We start from the raw sequence: 17429 nt of genomic DNA, 5'->3' as shown, positions 1-17429 counted from the left end.
TGCCTGGTCGGGAAGCCGCAGCAGAGCGCCGCGGCCGCACGTGCGCGAGCCCGTCAGGCGCTGTCCTTCTGCTGCTTCTGGAACCGGTGAGCGAGCGCCTTGCGCTGCACCTTCAGCGTGGCCGTGCGGGGCAGTTCGGCGTGCGGGATCTGGACGGGGTCGCCCAGCTGAGGGAAGCCGGCGACGGCCGCCCGCCAACGGGCCTGGTCCAGGGGCTTGTCGTCGGCAGTGCAGACCACCGGGACGGGCACGGAGTCCGGTCCCTGCACGACGACCAGCTCGCTGAGCTCGTCCAGCTTGCTGAGTACGACATCCTCGATCTCCAGGGAGCTGCGCACCCCGGAAACCATGTCGACCTCCCGGTCGAGCATGTGCAGGCACCCGAGCTTGGTGCGGTAGCCGACGTCGCCGGTCCGCCACCAGTCGCCGTTGCGGTTGGTGGCGTACCGCTCCTGCTCCGCGAAGTACGTTTTCGCCAGGCCGTCCCACGCGACCTCGATGAAGCCGGGGTTCGTCTCGGACGGGGGCTGCCCGTCCCGGCTCACCACTCGCACCCTGGCCGCGCCCTTCGGCATGGCCCAGCCGACGCAGCGCCCGTTCGCCCGGTGCGCGGAACGACGGAAGTAGGCGCGGCCGACGGCCGGGCCGACCTCGCTCTGCCCGTAGATCTGGAAGAACAGGGCACCGCGCCGGTGGGACGCGTTGAGGAGTCGGCTCATCGTCCCGGGGTGGATCGCGTCGAAGGTGCTGCTGAAGATCTTCACCGAGCCGAACGGCGCACGCGGGTCCTCGGCCAGCTGCTCCCATTCCATCAGCGAGTTGGGAAGCGCCTCGATGAGCACCGGCCGGTGCTCGATCAGCTGCTCGGCGACGTCGGCGGGCTCCGACTCCCTCATGAGCAGGACAGGGAACTCCTTGAGGAGGGCCAGGGACATCGCCGCGACCATCCGCGAGTGCACAAAGGGGATGTGGATCGCGACGGTCTCCTTCTTCCGCATCAGGGAGAGCAGACGCCACTGCGGTACGAGCCGGATGCCCTGGGTCCGTGGCGTGTGGACTACGAGCTTCGGGATGCCGGTGGTGCCCGAGGTATGCGTGATCACAGCGGCCTCGTCGATCGGCCGGAGCACCGGCCTGACCCGTGGGGCCCCGGCGAGCCCGGCGAGCGAGACCGCGCCCGGCCGGTCGCCGGACGTGCTGATCACCCGACGGGTGAGCTCCGTCAGCGGCACCTCGGCGAGGACGTCGAGCTTGGCCCCGTCGGTGAGCAGCGTCGGCCGGTCGACCCGTTCGATCAGGGCGGCCGCGGTTGCTGCGTCCAGCGCCGGCGAAAGGTTCACGACGACCGCCCCGATGCGGGACACCGCTGCGGCGAGCATCCAGTGGTCGGCGTTGGCGGCCTTGTAGAGCACGACGCGTTCGTCGGGCCGGACCCCTGCCGCCCACAGCCGGGCCGCCAGGTCGTCCACGTGCTCGGCGTACTGAGCCACCGTCAGGCGGCGTCCCACCTCGGGGAATATGCCCAGGTCGTGGTCGAGGATGATGGGCGTCGACCCGTTCACGGACGCGGCCATCTCCGGCAACAGGCCGATGTGAAGACCGCGCTTCTGAATTGATTTATAGGCCGTTGAGCCGTGCATGGGGCCGTCTCCTTTGCGATGGGCGAGAGATGCGCTTGACCGTCGCCGCCCAGCGGCGCACGAGACGTGCCCCCGGCTTCCGCCGGGGGCACGTGGGTGGTGCGTTGCGCTGCTGTGCCGCCAAGGCGGCCGAGCTGAGGAGGAGTTCAGAAGGAGTAGGGCCCGTAGCGGCCCCACGCCACGAAGGCGGCTACCGCGAGCAGGACCACGTTTACCGTGATCAGCTTGGTCTCCTGGCGGCGCAGGTGCGTGAGCGCTGCGCCGATCATCAGCAGCACCAGGCCGGCGGCGGCCGTCGGCACCAGAGCCGGTGCGATGTCCAGGGCGGCGGGCAGGATCAGCCCCACTCCGGCCAGCGCCTCCAGGGCGCCGATGGTCTTGACGCTGCCGGGGCTGAAGTCCTCGACCCAGCCATAGCCGGATGCGGCCAGTTTCTCAGTGGACTGGAGCATCTTCATAGCGCCGCCGGCCAGGCTGACTGCGCCAAGGACGGCCGCGACGATCCACAGGGCGACGTTCACGAGCATTCTCCTTGCACGGGTAGGCCCGGGCGTTCAGACGGCGGCGCGGCCGGCCTTGAGCGCCGCTGCGACGTCGACGACGCGGCGGGCCTGGTGACGGGCCGACTGCAGGGTCTCCTCGCTGGGCGCGCCCTGGCCGGCCACGTGGGAAGTGCCGTAAGGGTTGCCGGTCTTGAACTGGACGGGATCGGTATAGCCGGGCGGCACCATGACTCCGCCCCAGTGGTAGAAGGTGTTGGACAGCGCCAGGATGGTGGACTCCTGTCCGCCGTGGAGAGTGTTGCTGGCGGTGAAGACCGAGCACACTTTGCCGGCGAGCTTGCCCTGGGACCACAGCGGGCCGGTCGTCTCGAGGAACGCCCGGAGCTGGCTGGCCGGATTGCCGAAACGCGTCGGGGTGCCGAGCAGCACCGCGTCGGCCCAGCCCAGGTCGCCGAGGGTGGCCTCGGCGACGCCGGCGCTGTCCTGAATGTGCTGGGCCCACGCCGGGTTGGCGTTGATGGCCTCCGGCGGGGCCGTCTCGCGGACCTTGCGCAGGCGCACGGCAGCACCGGCCTTCCCGGCTCCCTCGGCAATTGCCCGGGCCAGGGCGTGCACGCTGCCGGTCGCGCTGTAGTAGATGATGGCGACGTTCACCGGCTCCACAACTGGTCTCCTTTCTCGCTGTGTTCCACCGCGTTGGTTGTGTCCCGCTAGCGGGCGACCACCAGGGTGGCCGGGGGGGCGGAGTGGAACGAGACTTCCTCGAAGCCCGCCTTGCGGAGCCAGTCGCGGTACTCCGACTGCCGCCAGGTGCCGCCCTGCTGGCTCTTCAGGAGCATTTCCGAGGCGAAGATCAGCGGGAAGGCCGGGCCGCCGCGGTCGTCGTCGACGACGTAGTCGCAGACGACCAGCGCGCCACCGGGCTTGAGGCAGTCCCGCAGTCTGGTGAAGACCTCGATGTTCCCCTCGGGGCCTTCCTGGTGGGCAATGTGGGAGTACAGCGCGACGTCGTACTTGGCCGTGCCGAAGTCACTGCTGTGGAAGTCACCGTCGACACAGGTGAAACGGTCCCCCAAGCCGCGCTCGTCCAGCAACCGGCGGGCGATCGCGTTGATGGGCTCCCAGTCGAGCTGAGTCGCACGGGCGGCCGGGTTGGTCTCCAGCCAGATGGCAGAATAGATACCGGAGCCACCACCTACGTCGAGGATGGATACCTCACCCGCCTCGGCGAGGGAGAGCACCTCGGCGGCGACCGTCGCAGCGGGCACCGACTGCGCGGCGATCGCCGGGACGACCTCCTCCCAGTGCGGGTTGTCGGCCACCTCGGTGGTCGGGTCCGTCATCGGCCCCCCGGCCCGTACCACCTCCGGCAGGGCGGTCAGGGAGCCCATGTGCTTCAGCTTCAGCTGGGCGAAGCTGCTCAGCGAGGCGGGCTTGCCCTCGACCAGGTAGGTGGCTGCCTCGGAGGTATTTCGGTAGCGGCCCTGGTGCAGTTCGATCAGACCCACACCGATGAGGCCGTCGAGGAGGGTCTGTGCGCCGCGTTCGGAGATCCCGGCGCGGGTGGCGAGCTGCGCGGCCGTGTCCGCCCCGTTCTCGAGATGGGTGAAGAGCGAGTGAGCGGCTGCGGCACCGAGGACTCCGGTGGCCCAGTAGCCGTTGATCAGTCGCAGTACGCCGTCCGGAGTCGGCTGAGTGTCTGTCATGCGGCCCCTCCAAGGACCCGGGTGGACGTCGAGTGGGCACGCAGCGAGTCGCGCAGGGCATCCACGACCCGCTCGACCTGGCTCACGCTGAGTTCCGCATGCATGGGGATGGCGAGGTTGCGGCGGAAGAGGTCCGCCGAGACCGGGCATGCGTGCCCGGACTTGAACACCGGCTGGACGTGCGTCGCCCAGGTGCCGTGGCCGCAGCCGATGCCCTGGGCGCGCAGGTCGGCGGCGACCGCCGCACGATCCACGCTCGAGTCCAGCGTGACCATGTAGGACTGCCAGGCGTGGGTGCGGTCCTCAGGCACATGAGGAAGAGTCAGGAGCTCTTCATCGGCCAGGAGTTCGGCGTACTGCGCAGCCACGGCATTGCGGCGGGCGAGCAGTTCGCCGATCCGGCCGATCTGGACCTGGAGAATCGCCGCGGCGATGTCGGACAACTTGAAGTTGTACCCGATCTCGGTGAACTCCGGGATCGGCAGGCCGACGACCTTGCCCATGTCGAAGATGCTGCCGATGCCGAAGGAGGAACGGAGCCGCGCGTCCTGTGCGACGGCCGGGTCGGTGGCCAGCAGGGCCCCGCCCTCACCACTCGTGGCCCCCTTGCGGCCGTGGAAGGAGAGACAGGCCACCTCGGCCAGTGCACCCGCCTCGCGCCCCCGGTACGTGGCGCCCACTGCGCAGGCGGCGTCCTCCACCAGAAACAGGCCGTGGCGGTCCGCGATGGCCTGCAGCGGCGCGTAGTCCGCGGGCATGCCGACCGTGTCCACCGCGATCACGCCCGCGGTCCGGGGGCCGACCAGATCCGCCACCGCCCGCGGGTCCACCGTTCCGGTGTCGGCCCGTACGTCGGCGAAGACCGGGACCGCCCCGAGGTAGCGCACGGCGTGGGCGGGCGCCGGGAAGGTGTAGTCGGCGACGATCACTTCGTCACCCGGCTTGACTCCGAGCGCCATCAACGCCAGGTGCAGCGCGGCGCCGCAGTTGCTCACCGCTACCGCGTCAGCCACCTGGTACTTCTGGGCGAGCTGGGCTTCCAGGGCCTTGCCCTTGGGGCCCTGTCCGGCCGGCCAACCAGAGGCGAAGACCTCTGCGACGGCGGACAGTTCCCGTTCTCCCAGGCTGGCGTGGACGAGGGGTATCGGTTCCATGGCGATCATCACCCGCTCCGCTTCGCGTTCATGTCCTGACCGGGGATCGCGGGCACGGGCGGCTCGTAGCGCAGCGGCGTGATCTGGCTGACGTCGTAGCGCTTGCGCATCTCTTCCACGGCCTCGGGATCCACCGTGGTGCCGCGCGACCAAATCTCCGCGATCTCCTCGAAGTAGTCCTCGTGGTCGGGCGAGGGATAGCTCTGGAAGAGCATCTTCACCGGCTTGTCCGTGGCATTGCGGAACGCGTGCGGCGTGCCGGGCGGAACGAACATGCAGCCGCCCTCGGCCGCGCGGATGACGCGATCCCCCTCAGCGGACTTCCAGTGGTGCCAGGTGTCCGTCGTGCGCTCGGTCGGCTCGAAGCAGAGCAGATCCAGCTCACCCTCGAGGACATAGAAGAATTCCTGGGAGTGGCTGTGCACGTGCGCGCCGACGTCGAATCCGGGCGGGACGACCACTTCGAAGATCGAGATGGACGATCCTTGCGCCTGGGTGGCCTTGAAGGTCACTTCCTGCGCGGGGGTGACCAGCTTTCGTCCCCCACCGGCCGGAATGATGAGGTCAGTCATGGGCTCTCGATTCCTTTGTCGGTACGAGCTCTCGCCGAGGTGCGGGCAACGGCCGCCGCACCGGGCTCAGTCGAGGATCTGCGCCGCATCGCTGCTCCAGCGGCCCAGTGCCATCTCGGCGGTGATGCCGGGGCCGAAGCCGGCGATAAGACCGGTCGCGTGGGGCATCGGGGTGTCCTCTTCGAACAGCCGCAGGGCCGCGTCGAGTACGACAGCGCTGGCGATGTTTCCGTACTCGGTCAAGGTCGCCCAGCTGTGCCGGAAGACCTTCCTGTCGACGTCCAGAAACTTGGCGAGGTCGTTCAGGATCCGGGGGCCGCCGGCGTGCACGATGTAGAAGTCGAGGTTGGCGGCATCCCATTGGTGGGTCGTGGCGAATTCGCGCAGCACCGGGGCGAGCGGCTCCATGGTTCCGGGCACGCGGCGGTCCAGCTGGAAGTGGAAGCCGGTGTCGCGCACGGCGTAGGAGATCCAGTCCTCGGTGTTCGGGATGAGGTAGGAGGAGTTGCGCTCCAGCTCGATGCCGGTGCCGCCTGTGCCCCGCACCACGGCCGCCGCGACCGCGTCGCCGAACAGGCCGTCGGAGAGCAGCGACCCGATGTCGTCCTCGTCAGGCTGGTAGCACAAGGAGCACAGCTCGCACGAGACGATCAGGACGTTGCTCCCGGGGTGGGCCATGCAGAAGTCGTGAGCCCTGTTGATCGCCGCACCGCCTGCCGCACAGCCCAGCTGCGCGATGGGTATCTGCCGGGTGTCGTCTCGGAAGCCCATGCGGTTGATCAGCCATGCGGTCAGCGACGGCATCATGAACCCGGTGCACGACACGTAGATGATGGCGTCGATGTCACGCGCGGTCACTTCGGCGTTCTCCAGGGCCCGTTCGATGACCTCCGGGCAGCGCTTCTTGGATTCGGCCTCGTAGATCCGGTTGCGCTCTGTCAGTCCTGGGTGGCGGAGCGTCTTTTCGATGGGCTGCACGATATGCCGCTTCGCCACCCCCGTGTTTCGAATCAGGCGAAGCGCCAGTGGGAGCTGCGGCTTGCCGGCGTGGACCCTTTCGGCGAACGCGATGGTCTCTTCCGCTGTGATGACGTATTCCGGCACACTCACCGAGGGCTTGCAGAGCCTTGGCATATCTGAGTCCACTTTCTCTAGAGTCTGCCTTCTGCACGGGAGGAATCGCTCGCACCGTTCCAGTGCTGCCCGGGCCGGGCGAAGGCAAGGACATGAGCGATGCGGCCAACTCCAGGCCGACAGAAATGCCCCATCACCGCGGCCTGCGGGATGGGGCATTGAAAGAGAAGCAGCCGCCGCCGATGTTTTCGGGCAGGGGGCATGTGCCGGAATCGTGACACGGGGAGCACCGCCGCGCCAAGCGTCCACCAAAGTGACATGAATCACGTCAACGTCTGCGCCCAGCAGTCCCGCAGACTCGGCTGGTGCGCCGCGCGGCCCAGCGAGTCCCAAGCAGGCCTGAACACAGGTGCGTTGTCCTTCTTCTCTGCGCGGATGGACTCGTTGCATCCACGTGCGAAGGCGTCTCAAGCACCCGGGCCTCACGGGCGGCGGCGCCCAGTGCACTCGCCAGTTCACACAGGTGGTCGTGACCGACGTCTCCCACGGCACCATGCACCACAAGGGGCGCTCTGCCGAGGTCCACCGCAAGGAGCCCGGCGAGTTCGCAGGCAAGGGCTCCGGCCCCGGCGAAGCCGCCGAGGACCAACGGACCGTCGCCGAGCAGGGTACCCAGCGCCTGAAGTGACTCCGGCTTCCTGCCAGGGTCCGCCCGAAGCACGGTGAGAGCTTCCGGGCCCAGGTAGTGCCGTGCCAGCGCGGCATGGTTCGTGCCGGGCTCCCCGGGCGGGGCGATCAGGCAGACAGTCCCGGCGCCCGGGCCGGCCGCCCCGCGCAGTCGAACCAGGAACTGATCGGCCGGATCCACGGGGTGGTCGTGCAGAAGCGGCACATCGGTGTCGGCAAGAACGGACAGCACCTCGGCGACGGTGGTCGAGTCCCCTGCGCCGTACGGCAGTTCACGCAGCAGCCGGGCACTGTCCGCGAGCATCCCGGCGGCGTGGTCGTCGCGCAGCCGGCCCCGGTCGTGCACCGCCGTCAGGACGAACTCCCCCCCCCGCTGTCGTAGCGGGCGGCCACGCTGATCGCGCACCCGTTCCCCCCGCCCGCCGGTTCGATATCCGTCACGAGCAGGCCGTGCGCGGCGAGTTCCGGCTCCAGCCCTTCCAGGTGGCTCTGCCGGTGCTCGAAGGAGACCTGCGTATCGGGACGCACGGCGGCTTCATGTCCGAGCCAGCGCCTGATCTGCCCGGCGGAGACCCATTCGTATGCCGACATGCCAAGGCCCTGGTCGCGGGCGGCCCGCAGCAGCGCGGGCACTGTGCCGTCCGGGTCCACATGAAGGGTCATCGGCAACGGATTGTCGAAAGGCCCGGGCAGGTACGCGACACCCTCCATCGGGATAGCGCGGCCAGACACCGCGACGTTGAAGCCCACCGGGCCCGGACGGCCTCGGTCCGCCGTGCCCGCCCGGTACAGGAGCAGCGCCCACACGGTCTGCAGCACGCTGTACTCGGTGACCCCCCAGTGCGCCGCCCAGTGCACGAGGCGCTCCGTCTCGGCGAGGGTGAGCCGGATCCGGGTGCTGCCCATGCCGATACGGCCAGTGGCGGCGCCGCTCCCGGCGCGGGGCAGGCCCGCGCCTGGGATACCGCCCGGCCGGGCCCAGAAGTCCCGGGCCGCACCCGGATCCTGTGCCGCCAGCCAGCGCCGGTAGTCGCGTAAATCGGGGCGGCGTTCCCCACCCCGTGGGCGGTCTCCGGCCAGATAGCGGCGGTAGAACTCGCGCACCAGCAGGCCCGCACTCCAACTGTCAAGGACGCTCCGGTGGTAGGTGAGGACGACGTCCGTGTACGGCAGGGCCGAACCCGGTTGCCGCGGTTGGCCGTCCAACAGAGCGACCCGCAGTAAACCGGGCCGGCCGAGGTCGAACCCGCGCGCCCGCTCCTGTTCCATGAGGGCCTGTCGGGTGAGCGTGCCGTGCGGATGGCGTACGGCGTCGGGGTGGGCGCGGTCGTGCAGCGCAAGACGCGGCCCGGGATCCCAGACGAACGCCGCGCGCAGCACCGTCTCGTGGCAGAAAACGGACTGCCACGCGGTCCTGAACCGGGCAGTGTCCAGTGGTCCGTGCCAGCGCCAGAGAAGCTGTCCGACATGGTGCTGGGGGCTGCTCGCCTGGTCGGAGAGCAGTTCGCACTGCAGCGGGGTGAGTGCCAGGGGCTCCGGCGGCTGCATGGCTGCCTGGTGACCGGATACACCCGGCGCACAGGCGGCGGTGAGCAAGTCGGCGAGCACGCCGACGGGGTACGGCGCAGCGAGTTCGAGCACGTAACGGCCGGGTCCGCGCCGCACGATCCGGGGACGCGCCTCGCGCAGCTGTGGCCGGTCAGCGGCGATTCGGGCCAGGGCAGCGTCGAGGAACGACGGGTCGAACGGGCCGCACAGGTCGAGGGTGGACGGCTCCTGCCGTGCGGGGCCGCACAGGTCGAGGGTGGACGGCTCCTGCCGTGCGGGGCCGCCCAAGGCGAGCACCACGGTGAGTGACCCTGCCACATCGCGTGTGCCGGTCATCGGCCGTCCGGGGCCGCTACGCTCGCGCGAGGCGACCGGGACGCTCCCGCCCCCCTCCCGTCCGACTGCCGACGCGGGACGGCAACTCCCCCGTGCAGGACGGGTTGCCGTCTCGTTCCGAACGGGCCTGCTGCCCCGCACCATGCCATGCGCACCCTCGCCGTCTGCGCCCGTGGTATCCACCGATCCGCGCAAGGGGTTGCCGAACACCCGCCGCGCCGTTCCTCCCATACGAAGCGCACTCACCGGAGCCGCACTCAAGGCTCAGAGGCGTCCGGCCCGCAAACGGGACCCTCCCAAGTCGTTCTCACCGGGTTCTGGACCCACTGCCGAGTGACGGCGGCCAGCCACCGCTCGTGGGCCCCGTCGGTCCCCCGTTCTCACAGCACGCGCACGGCCGACTCGGCGTACTGCTGGGCCAGGTACAGCATCTGCAGGCTTTCGGCACCGAGCTCCGCGCGTACTTGGCGACGAGCGTCCTCGAGTCCGGCGCCCCGCCCGAGCACCTGCTCGACGTCCTGCTCCCGCAGCACGACGTGGTGCTGGGACGTCACGGTCACGCCGTCCTCGTCGGAGACGACCGACCACTCTCCGCAGTGCGCCGCGACCAACTTCCGGGGCGTCGTCTCCTTGTGGACGATGCGTCCGGCATGGGGGAAGCACAGCCGTACGGATGTGATGTCCTGCACGGTACCGTCGGCCGCGGCGAGGGCCATGGCTACTTTCTGGACGCCGACTTGCGGCTCGGTCAGGTCGACCCGGCGTACGTGCGGCAGGTGAGCCGGCCAGCTCTCGACGTCGTACAGGAAGCTGTGGATGAGCTCGGCGGGCCCTTTGACCCGCGCGGACTCCTCGAACGACAGGAGTAGTTCGTCGAGCCGGTTCCACCGTTCCGCCAGGAACCGCACATTCTTCAGGTCGGAGCGGGTGGCGGCGGCAACGTTCCGCTCCAGCCACGCCATGCCTTCGGGGCTGTCGTCCCGGGACGTGAATGCATGGTCCACGGTCAGCCGGCAGCGGTCGGGGCCGATGGGCTGCACGGAGAACGTGCCGCCCATCGACCCGGCCGGCTCCATGATCTGGTCCTGGCGGAAGGACAATGAGCGCCGTGCGGAGTCGCGGACCCGGTCGGAGGTCCAGGACTTGACCTCGCCGCCGGCGAGGGCCCACACCCGCAGTCGCTCGCGCGCTCCTCGGAAGTCGTGTACGTCGAGCCGCTCCACGTACACGTTGGACGCGAAGTACAGCGGTCGATGTTCGGCAGAGACGATCAACGTGTAGATGACGCCAGCGGGCGCGTCCACTTCGATGGCTTGTGACAGCCGGCGTACACACTCACGCTCACCCGGCACGAGGACCACCTTCTCTCGTCGATCGGGCCGCCCGACAGCAGTGTGCGGGGCACGCGGTCGACGCGCCCGTCGAGCGGCGGCAGTCACCTGAGCGTGGGCGGAGCCACTCGATACGGGACCGGATGCGGCTCAACTCCGCCTCGAGCCCTCAGGACTGCTGCGCCGGGGCTCGGGGCGGGCTCAGACGCGTACAGATCGAAGGTCGAGCTGCGCCGCGGCCCTGCGAGGATGTCCAGCTTGGGGTCGACGGCGAGCATGGCCTGGTGCAGCCGCTGTACCTGCGGCGACGGCTCGACGCCGAGACCATCGATGAGCCGGGTGCGCAGTCTTCGGTAGACCTCGAGTGCCGATGCCTGCCGTCCGGCGCGGTACAACGCGACCATTACCTGCGAGTGCAGCCCTTCGTGCTCTGCGTAGCGTGCCGTCAACTCGGTGAGTTCCGGGATCAGTTCGCAGTGCCTGCCGAGCCGCAACTCCGCATCGATGCGCCACTCGACGGTGCCGAGTCTGCTCTCCTCCAGGCGCAGGACTTCGATCTCCAGAACCGGTCCGACCTGTACGTCGACGAGGGCGGGGCCGCGCCACAGCGCGAGCGCCTGCCGGAAGCGGTCGGCCGCGGTGGCGTCGTCCCCCGTGTCTGCGGCGGCCTGCCCCTGCGTGACCAGGTGTTCGTACTGATGCACATCTACGCCCTCGGCCGGTATCCGCAGCAGATAGCCGCCGTGCCGGGTGGTGAGCACATCCTTGGCCGTACAGGGCGAATCCGGTCCCATCGCCGAGCCGAGCCGTCGGCGCAGCTGCAGGATGTAGGTCTGCAGGGTGGTGAGCGCGCTCTGCGGCGGCTCGGATCCCCAGAGCTCCTCCATGAGCGTGGAGACGGGCAGCGCCCGTCCGGGATACAAGGAGAGCAGGGACAGAACCTGCCGGGGTTTCCCAGCTGTCGGAACAATCGACTCCCCGTTGACCTCAGCCCTCAGCGCGCCCAGAACCTGAGTCTTCACGGATTGCCTCCCTACCTCGTCGAGCCTCTCAGTGACTGATTGCGCTCCTCGGCCACCTGCGCTGCGACGGGCCGACGCTCCGGGAAATCGCGGTGCTGGTTGAGGTGGGTGGCTCAACGCATGGGCGCGAGCCGCTCCTTGGCCGTGTTCACGGTCCTGGTGCTGTCGGAGGCCATGGCCGCGGACTCGTCATGGGCCGCGAGGATGGACTGCTGCAGGCGGCGCAGCCCCGCGGACGGCTCCAGGCCGAGATCGCGGACGAGTGTGGCGCGCAGGCGCCGGTAGACATCCAGGGCCTCGCTGCGCCGCCCCGAGTGATACAGCGCGAGCATGAACTGGGCGTGCAGGCTCTCGTGCGTGCGGTACCGGTTCACCAGAACGGTCAGCTCGGCCAGCACTTCGCGGTGCCGGCCGAGGCACAGTTCGGCTTCGATGCGCTGCTCCAGAGCACACAGCCGGCTCTCGTCGAGGCGCTTGATCTCCATCTCCAGTTGCGGCCCTGCCTGCACATCCGCCAAAGCAGTCCCGGACCACAGCGTCAGTGCTTCGCCCAGCTTCCGCGCGGCACCGGCGTAGTCGCCCGCGTCCATGGTGCGGTATCCGATGCCCGCAAGCTGTTCAAAATCCCGCACGTCACTGCGTCCGTTGCCACTGGCCAGCAGGTAGCCGCCCGGCATCGTCACCAGGACGTCCTTGGCCGCGCGACGCTCACCCGCTCCTTCTGCCTCCTGCGGCTCCCCCTTCTCCAGAGCCAGCGCAATGAGTTCCCGCAGTTGAAGGACGTACGTCTGCAGGGTGGTACGTCCGCTGCGTGGTGGAGTATCGCCCCAGAGTTCCTCCATCAGCGTGGAGAAGGGCACCACCCGGTCGGCGTGCAGCGCCAGCAGGGCCAGAACCTGTCGAGGCTTGGGGGCCGTAGGCGTAATGGAGATTCCGTTCTCCGTTGCCGACAGCGCGCCCAGTACTTCAATGTCCACAGCTTCTCCCCCTGAACCGTGCGGTGCCGCTCGCAGGGCAACCTCTACCGCCCTGATTCAAAGCGATGCAGAACGCCCTGTCAATGGAAAACCGGGCAGCTGGTTTCTATTGCCTCGCTACCCGGTCACTGGCAGATGGACACCCACTCACGAGCGAAGCTCGAGGGCAGAATGCACCTTTTGATAGGTTTTAGTTGAGAGAGAATCGCACACCTGTTCTAGAAGAAACGACACTCCAGCATCCGTCAAAACAGCGAGTTAGGACTGTTTTTATTGGGTTGGCGGCCCTGTCGGGGCCAGCTACTGCGGAGGGTTGCCGTGCTTGCGGGACGGCAGATCGGCGTGCTTGGTGCGCAGCATCGCCAGGGAGCGGATGAGGACCTCGCGGGTCTCGGCCGGATCGATCACGTCGTCCACCAGTCCGCGCTCGGCCGCGTAGTACGGGTGCATGAGTTCCGCCTTGTACTCCTTGACCATGCGCGCCCGCATGGCCTTGGGGTCCGCGGCCTCGGCGATCTGACGGCGGAAGATGACGTTGGCGGCGCCCTCGGCGCCCATGACGGCGATCTCGTTGGTCGGCCAGGCGAAAGTCAGGTCGGCGCCGATGGACTGGCTGTCCATGACGATGTACGCACCGCCGTAGGCCTTCCGGAGAATCAGCGAGATCCGCGGCACGGTGGCGTTGCAGTACGCGTACAGCAGCTTGGCACCGTGGCGGATGATGCCCCCGTGCTCCTGGTCGATACCGGGCAGGAAGCCTGGTACGTCGAGCAGGGTGACGATCGGGATATTGAAGGCGTCGCACATCTGAACGAAGCGTGCAGCCTTTTCACTCGCCTCGATGTCCAGGACGCCGGCCAGGCACTGCGGCTGGCTGGCGACAACGCCGACGACCTGACCGTCCAGGCGGGCGAGTGCGCAGATGATGTTGCGCGCCCAGCGCTCGTGCACCTGCAAGTACTCACCGTCGTCGACGAGTTCCTCGATCACCTGGGCCATGTCGTACGGGCGGTTGCCGTCCGCCGGAACCAGGTCGAGCAGCATCTCCGAGCGCCGGCCGGCAGGGTCCCCCGACCTCACGGCGGGCGGGTTCTCACGGTTGTTCTGCGGCAGCAAGGACAGGAGGTAACGCACCTCCGCCAGGCAGGTCTCCTCGTCGTCGTACGCAAAGTGCGCCACACCGCTGGTCTCGGCGTGCACGTCCGCGCCGCCAAGTCCGTTCTGCGTGATCTCCTCACCGGTGACCGCCTTCACGACGTCCGGGCCGGTGATGAACATCTGCGAGGTCTCCCGGACCATGAACACGAAATCCGTCAGGGCGGGCGAGTACGCCGCACCACCCGCACACGGACCCAGCATCACCGAGATCTGCGGGATCACACCCGACGCCTTCGTGTTGCGCTGGAAGATCCCGCCGTACCCCGCGAGCGCGCTCACACCCTCCTGAATACGGGCCCCCGCACCGTCGTTCAAGGACACCAGCGGCGCACCGGCCGCGACGGCCATATCCATGATCTTGTGGATCTTCGTCGCGTGCGCCTCACCCAGCGCACCCCCGAAGATCCGGAAGTCATGCGCGTACACGAACACAGTCCGCCCCTCGACCGTGCCCCACCCCGTGACCACACCGTCCGTGTACGGCTTCTTGCCCTCCAAGCCAAAACCGACCGCACGGTGTCTACGCAGCTGCTCGACCTCGTTGAACGACCCTTCGTCCAGGAGTAGTTCGATGCGCTCCCTCGCAGTCAGCTTGCCTTTCGCGTGCTGAGCTTCGGTCGCCCTCGCACTCGGGCCGGCCTCCGCCTGCGCACGCACCGCGTGCAGCTCGGCCACCCGGCCCTGTGTGGGGGACTCCCCCGCCGCCGGCGCAGCAGGCTCCACGACCATCGACATGGCAGTCACCTTCCTGTTGTGCGGCGCGGGCAGTACGAGAAGACTGGGCGCACAGAACCCAACCGCATATACGGTTTTTACGTGGGAGTCGGAAACTGCTCCATCAGCGCTGCTTGGCCGCCCCCGGGTGTGTCATCTCCAGCTGTGCGGCGCCTGGTAGGCCCTGGCCCGTTCTCTTCGGCTCCAGCGGGCGACGGATCGCCCGCCGTCGTCCGCCGCCTGGGATTCGTTCTGCGCGGCAGCCAGCGAGAAGAGCGTCACGGCCACCGCGGCCAACTCTTCCTCGGTGGCCTGACCTCGTTCGATCCTGAGCAGAGCGTCCTTGCTTTCGACGCGGTCCACGGGTCCCTCCTTCACCTTGCCCTGCGGATCACGGTCGGTCGCGGTACTCAACCATCGCTCGGGTGCGCCTGGACTCCTTGGATGCGCCAAAGGGGACTGCACCTGGGAACTGGGCAGTTGACGGTGTGCAACATTGCCGTTCCCGAGGTTGCACACCCTTTTCGTTGAGCGCCCCACCACGATATTTCGATCTCTTCCAGTACGACCACGCATGTCTGGCAAGACGCGGTGAACTTGCCGCCGGAATACGAGAGAGAGTGGCGACAATGAACACGCCCGAGCAGGAGAACAACCAGTTGGACGAGGGGTTGAGCGCCGTCCTGAGCGAACGTCGGCAGCTGATCAACCTGGCGTACCGATTCCTCGGCTCCGTGGCGGACGCCGAGGATGTCGTGCAGGAGACATACGCCCGCTGGTACGCCATGACGCCGCAGCAGCGGGAGGCAACCATCTCCCCCGGCGGCTGGCTGACGAAGGTCGCCAGCCGGATCTGCCTCGACGTGCTCGGCTCGGCACGGGCCAAGCGGGAGCGGTACGTGGGTGAATGGGTGCCGGAACCCCTGCCCGACCGCATGGAGTGGGTCAGCGGCCGCTCGGGCGAATCCGCCGATCCTGCGGACCGGGTGACCCTCGACGAATCGGTCAGCATGGCCTTCCTCGTCGTACTCGATTCGATGACCCCGGCCGAGCGCGTCACGTTCGTCCTCCACGACGTCTTTCACTACTCGTTCGTGGAAGTGGCAGAGATCGTCGGCCGCTCCCCTGCGGCCTGCCGCAAGCTGGCGTCGTCGGCCCGCCAGCGCGTGCGGGCACAGAAGGCCCCGGCGGCCGCGACAGCGCAACGCGCCGACATGATCAAGGAGTTCAAGCAGGCGTGGGAGGCGCAGGACATCCAGGCCCTCATCGGGCTGCTCGACCCCAACGCCACGACGATCACCGACGGCGGCGGCATCATCAGCGCTCAGATCCACCCTATCGAGGGCCGCGAAGAGGTCGCCCGCTTCTTCGTGAATGCCGCCGGCAACGCGGCCGGCCTGACGATCGTGGAGACAAAGGTCAACGGCCAGCCTGGGCTGGTACTTCAGCGGGAGGGCGTGACCGTGTCCGTGTTGGCCTTCGACGTGTCCGGTGACCGGATTCAGCGCATCTGGGCAGTGCTCAACCCTGAGAAGCTCCGGTCCTGGAAGGATTGACACTCCCTGCCGTGCTCCGCATAAAAAGGATGCCGTTTCGGCTTCTATATCCACTCCGGAAACGACTCGGGTGCCCGAGCCCCAGGGCTCCGGCGACGCGCGTGACGGCTGGCGAAACGGAACGGAATAGATCCATACCGGGACGACGCCGTATCGTCACTCGCTGAAGTCAAACGCTCAGTATCGCCACCATGCGTTCATAGTTGGGGCCCTGACGGGTTCGGCGGACCAACCCTTGTAAATGAAACCGGTGCGTCTGTATCTTACGGTCAAGCTTCCATCACTTCTTGGGGGAGAAGGATCATGAGCAGTGCAACGGCACCCCAGGTCCAATACGCCCGGGGCCACGATGTCACCCGAAGATCCACACAGGAGGAGCCCAGGGAAGCGTCCCGGCTCACGACCACCGTTCCCAAAGAATACGTGCATCGTGCATCATTGGCGGAGGTATTCCTCACCGGTTGCGAGAAGACCGACGAAAGCACCTTCGCACTCACCGGGCAATGGCCCCGCGCCCACACGTTTTTCAACAATCCGGCCAGCCGGAGCCACGATCATCTGCAGGCCGTCGAGACAATCCGTCAGATTGGCATATTCCTCGCTCACTCCGAGTTCGGGATCCCACTCGGCTACCAATTCGTGATGCGGGACATCTCAGCCACCACGTACCCCGAGTACCTCGGGATAGGGCACACACCCAGCGACCTGGCCATCGAGACGGTTTTCACCAAGGAACGGCGCGACACAGTCCTCGGCGTGGAGATCACCATCCGCCGCGACGAGCACGTCGTGGCCATCGGCAGCGGGCACTTCACCTGTGTCTCCCCCGCCGCCTACCGTCGGCTGCGCGGATCCGCCCTGATGACGGAGATCGACTACCAGCCCACCGGCCAGACACCGTCCGACTACGGACGGACGCTCCCCATCGACCTGGTGTTGGCCCCGACCGAGCACCACAACCTCTGGCGGCTGAACCCGGACCCCAGCCACCCGGTGATGTTCGACCACGGTGGCGATCACATGCCCGGCATGGTCCTGCTCGAGGCGGCACGCCAGGCCGCCTGTGCCCTACTCGGGCCCGATACTTCCGTGCTCCCCACCACGACGGTCAACCGATTCCAGCGGTACACAGAGTTCAGCACCCCCTGCTGGATCGAGGCCGTCGAACTTCCCGCCCAGCAACCTGGCCTGTTCAGCGTCCAGGTGACGGGGCATCAGAACGGTCGGCAGGTGTTCGACAGCCAGCTCTCCGGCCCCCGCGTCCCGAGCCCGCGCACGGCCCCAGGACGCCTCGAAGGCCTGTCCACGCATCTCGCTTCTCCTTTCACCGGCGCCATACCGGGCGCAATGGCCGTGGGTGTGAGCAGCTGAACCGGTGTCCCTCGTCGAGCAACGCGGCAACCACGCCCCACCGTGGCGGTCATCCACTGCAAGGAGCCGTGCCCGTGATG

At 68.1% G+C, this 17429-nt stretch carries 17 protein-coding genes; 4 read left to right on the top strand and 13 right to left on the bottom strand.

Going from position 1 to position 17429, the window contains the following annotated elements:
* Positions 1-53 precede the first annotated feature (53 nt).
* The 7 genes from QIS99_RS31095 to QIS99_RS31065 form a co-directional block, all read right to left on the bottom strand.
* Positions 54-1640, bottom strand: coding sequence for a class I adenylate-forming enzyme family protein (locus QIS99_RS31095; protein WP_282517093.1), 1587 nt, complete (start codon positions 1638-1640; stop codon positions 54-56).
* A 146-nt stretch (positions 1641-1786) separates the two neighbouring features.
* Complete coding sequence (locus tag QIS99_RS31090) at positions 1787-2161, bottom strand: DoxX family protein (protein ID WP_282517092.1); 375 nt, start codon at positions 2159-2161, stop codon at positions 1787-1789.
* 33 nt (positions 2162-2194) lie between these two features.
* Positions 2195-2806: an NAD(P)H:quinone oxidoreductase gene (gene wrbA / locus QIS99_RS31085; RefSeq protein ID WP_282517091.1), complete on the bottom strand. Its 612-nt coding sequence runs from the start codon at positions 2804-2806 to the stop codon at positions 2195-2197.
* A 47-nt stretch (positions 2807-2853) separates the two neighbouring features.
* Complete coding sequence (locus QIS99_RS31080; protein WP_282517090.1) at positions 2854-3849, bottom strand: class I SAM-dependent methyltransferase; 996 nt, start codon at positions 3847-3849, stop codon at positions 2854-2856.
* Positions 3846-5003, bottom strand: coding sequence for a DegT/DnrJ/EryC1/StrS family aminotransferase (locus QIS99_RS31075; protein ID WP_282517094.1), 1158 nt, complete (start codon positions 5001-5003; stop codon positions 3846-3848). Before QIS99_RS31075 ends, QIS99_RS31080 begins: the two co-directional genes overlap by 4 nt.
* Before the next feature lie 8 nt (positions 5004-5011).
* Positions 5012-5575 (bottom strand): cupin domain-containing protein, encoded by a 564-nt coding sequence (locus QIS99_RS31070; RefSeq protein WP_282517089.1) that lies wholly within the window; start codon positions 5573-5575, stop codon positions 5012-5014.
* Between the two features lie 66 nt (positions 5576-5641).
* Positions 5642-6709 carry a type III polyketide synthase gene (locus tag QIS99_RS31065; protein WP_282517088.1) on the bottom strand — a complete coding sequence of 356 codons (1068 nt, stop codon included), beginning with the start codon at positions 6707-6709 and terminating at the stop codon, positions 5642-5644.
* Between the two features lie 469 nt (positions 6710-7178).
* Between QIS99_RS31065 and QIS99_RS31060 the strand changes: the two genes are divergently transcribed.
* Both QIS99_RS31060 and QIS99_RS31055 read left to right on the top strand, forming a co-directional pair.
* Positions 7179-7337, top strand: a complete 159-nt coding sequence (locus QIS99_RS31060; RefSeq protein ID WP_282517087.1) for a hypothetical protein — start codon at positions 7179-7181, stop codon at positions 7335-7337.
* A gap of 75 nt (positions 7338-7412) precedes the next feature.
* On the top strand, positions 7413-7718 hold the full coding sequence (locus QIS99_RS31055; RefSeq protein ID WP_282517086.1) for a hypothetical protein: 306 nt from the start codon (positions 7413-7415) through the stop codon (positions 7716-7718).
* Here the strand turns inward: QIS99_RS31055 and QIS99_RS31050 are convergent.
* From QIS99_RS31050 to QIS99_RS31025, 6 genes are all read right to left on the bottom strand, one after another.
* The gene (locus QIS99_RS31050) at positions 7688-9220 is read right to left on the bottom strand and encodes a condensation domain-containing protein (protein WP_282517085.1); all 1533 of its coding nucleotides are present in this window, start codon (positions 9218-9220) and stop codon (positions 7688-7690) included. The genes QIS99_RS31055 and QIS99_RS31050 overlap by 31 nt on opposite strands.
* 380 nt (positions 9221-9600) lie before the next feature.
* On the bottom strand, positions 9601-10524 hold the full coding sequence (locus tag QIS99_RS31045; RefSeq protein ID WP_282517084.1) for an aromatase/cyclase: 924 nt from the start codon (positions 10522-10524) through the stop codon (positions 9601-9603).
* 131 nt (positions 10525-10655) lie between these two features.
* Positions 10656-11573 carry an AfsR/SARP family transcriptional regulator gene (locus QIS99_RS31040; RefSeq protein WP_282517083.1) on the bottom strand — a complete coding sequence of 306 codons (918 nt, stop codon included), beginning with the start codon at positions 11571-11573 and terminating at the stop codon, positions 10656-10658.
* 113 nt (positions 11574-11686) lie between these two features.
* Complete coding sequence (locus QIS99_RS31035; protein WP_282517082.1) at positions 11687-12550, bottom strand: AfsR/SARP family transcriptional regulator; 864 nt, start codon at positions 12548-12550, stop codon at positions 11687-11689.
* Between the two features lie 300 nt (positions 12551-12850).
* Positions 12851-14443, bottom strand: coding sequence for an acyl-CoA carboxylase subunit beta (locus tag QIS99_RS31030; protein ID WP_282517081.1), 1593 nt, complete (start codon positions 14441-14443; stop codon positions 12851-12853).
* 132 nt (positions 14444-14575) lie between these two features.
* Complete coding sequence (locus QIS99_RS31025) at positions 14576-14785, bottom strand: acyl-CoA carboxylase subunit epsilon (RefSeq protein ID WP_282517080.1); 210 nt, start codon at positions 14783-14785, stop codon at positions 14576-14578.
* Positions 14786-15051: 266 nt separating this feature from the next.
* On the opposite strand from QIS99_RS31025, the gene sigJ reads away from it, so the two are divergent.
* Both sigJ and QIS99_RS31015 read left to right on the top strand, forming a co-directional pair.
* A complete protein-coding gene (sigJ, locus tag QIS99_RS31020; protein ID WP_282517079.1) occupies positions 15052-15978 on the top strand; it encodes an RNA polymerase sigma factor SigJ in 927 nt (308 codons plus the stop codon).
* Between the two features lie 303 nt (positions 15979-16281).
* On the top strand, positions 16282-17349 hold the full coding sequence (locus QIS99_RS31015) for a ScbA/BarX family gamma-butyrolactone biosynthesis protein (RefSeq protein ID WP_282517078.1): 1068 nt from the start codon (positions 16282-16284) through the stop codon (positions 17347-17349).
* Positions 17350-17429 lie beyond the last annotated feature (80 nt).

Source organism: Streptomyces solicavernae, from assembly GCF_029968095.1.
In the GTDB taxonomy this organism is placed as follows: domain Bacteria; phylum Actinomycetota; class Actinomycetes; order Streptomycetales; family Streptomycetaceae; genus Streptomyces; species Streptomyces solicavernae.
The sequence above is the reverse complement of the archived record's forward strand: the minus strand, read 5'-3'. Positions and strand labels throughout refer to the sequence as shown.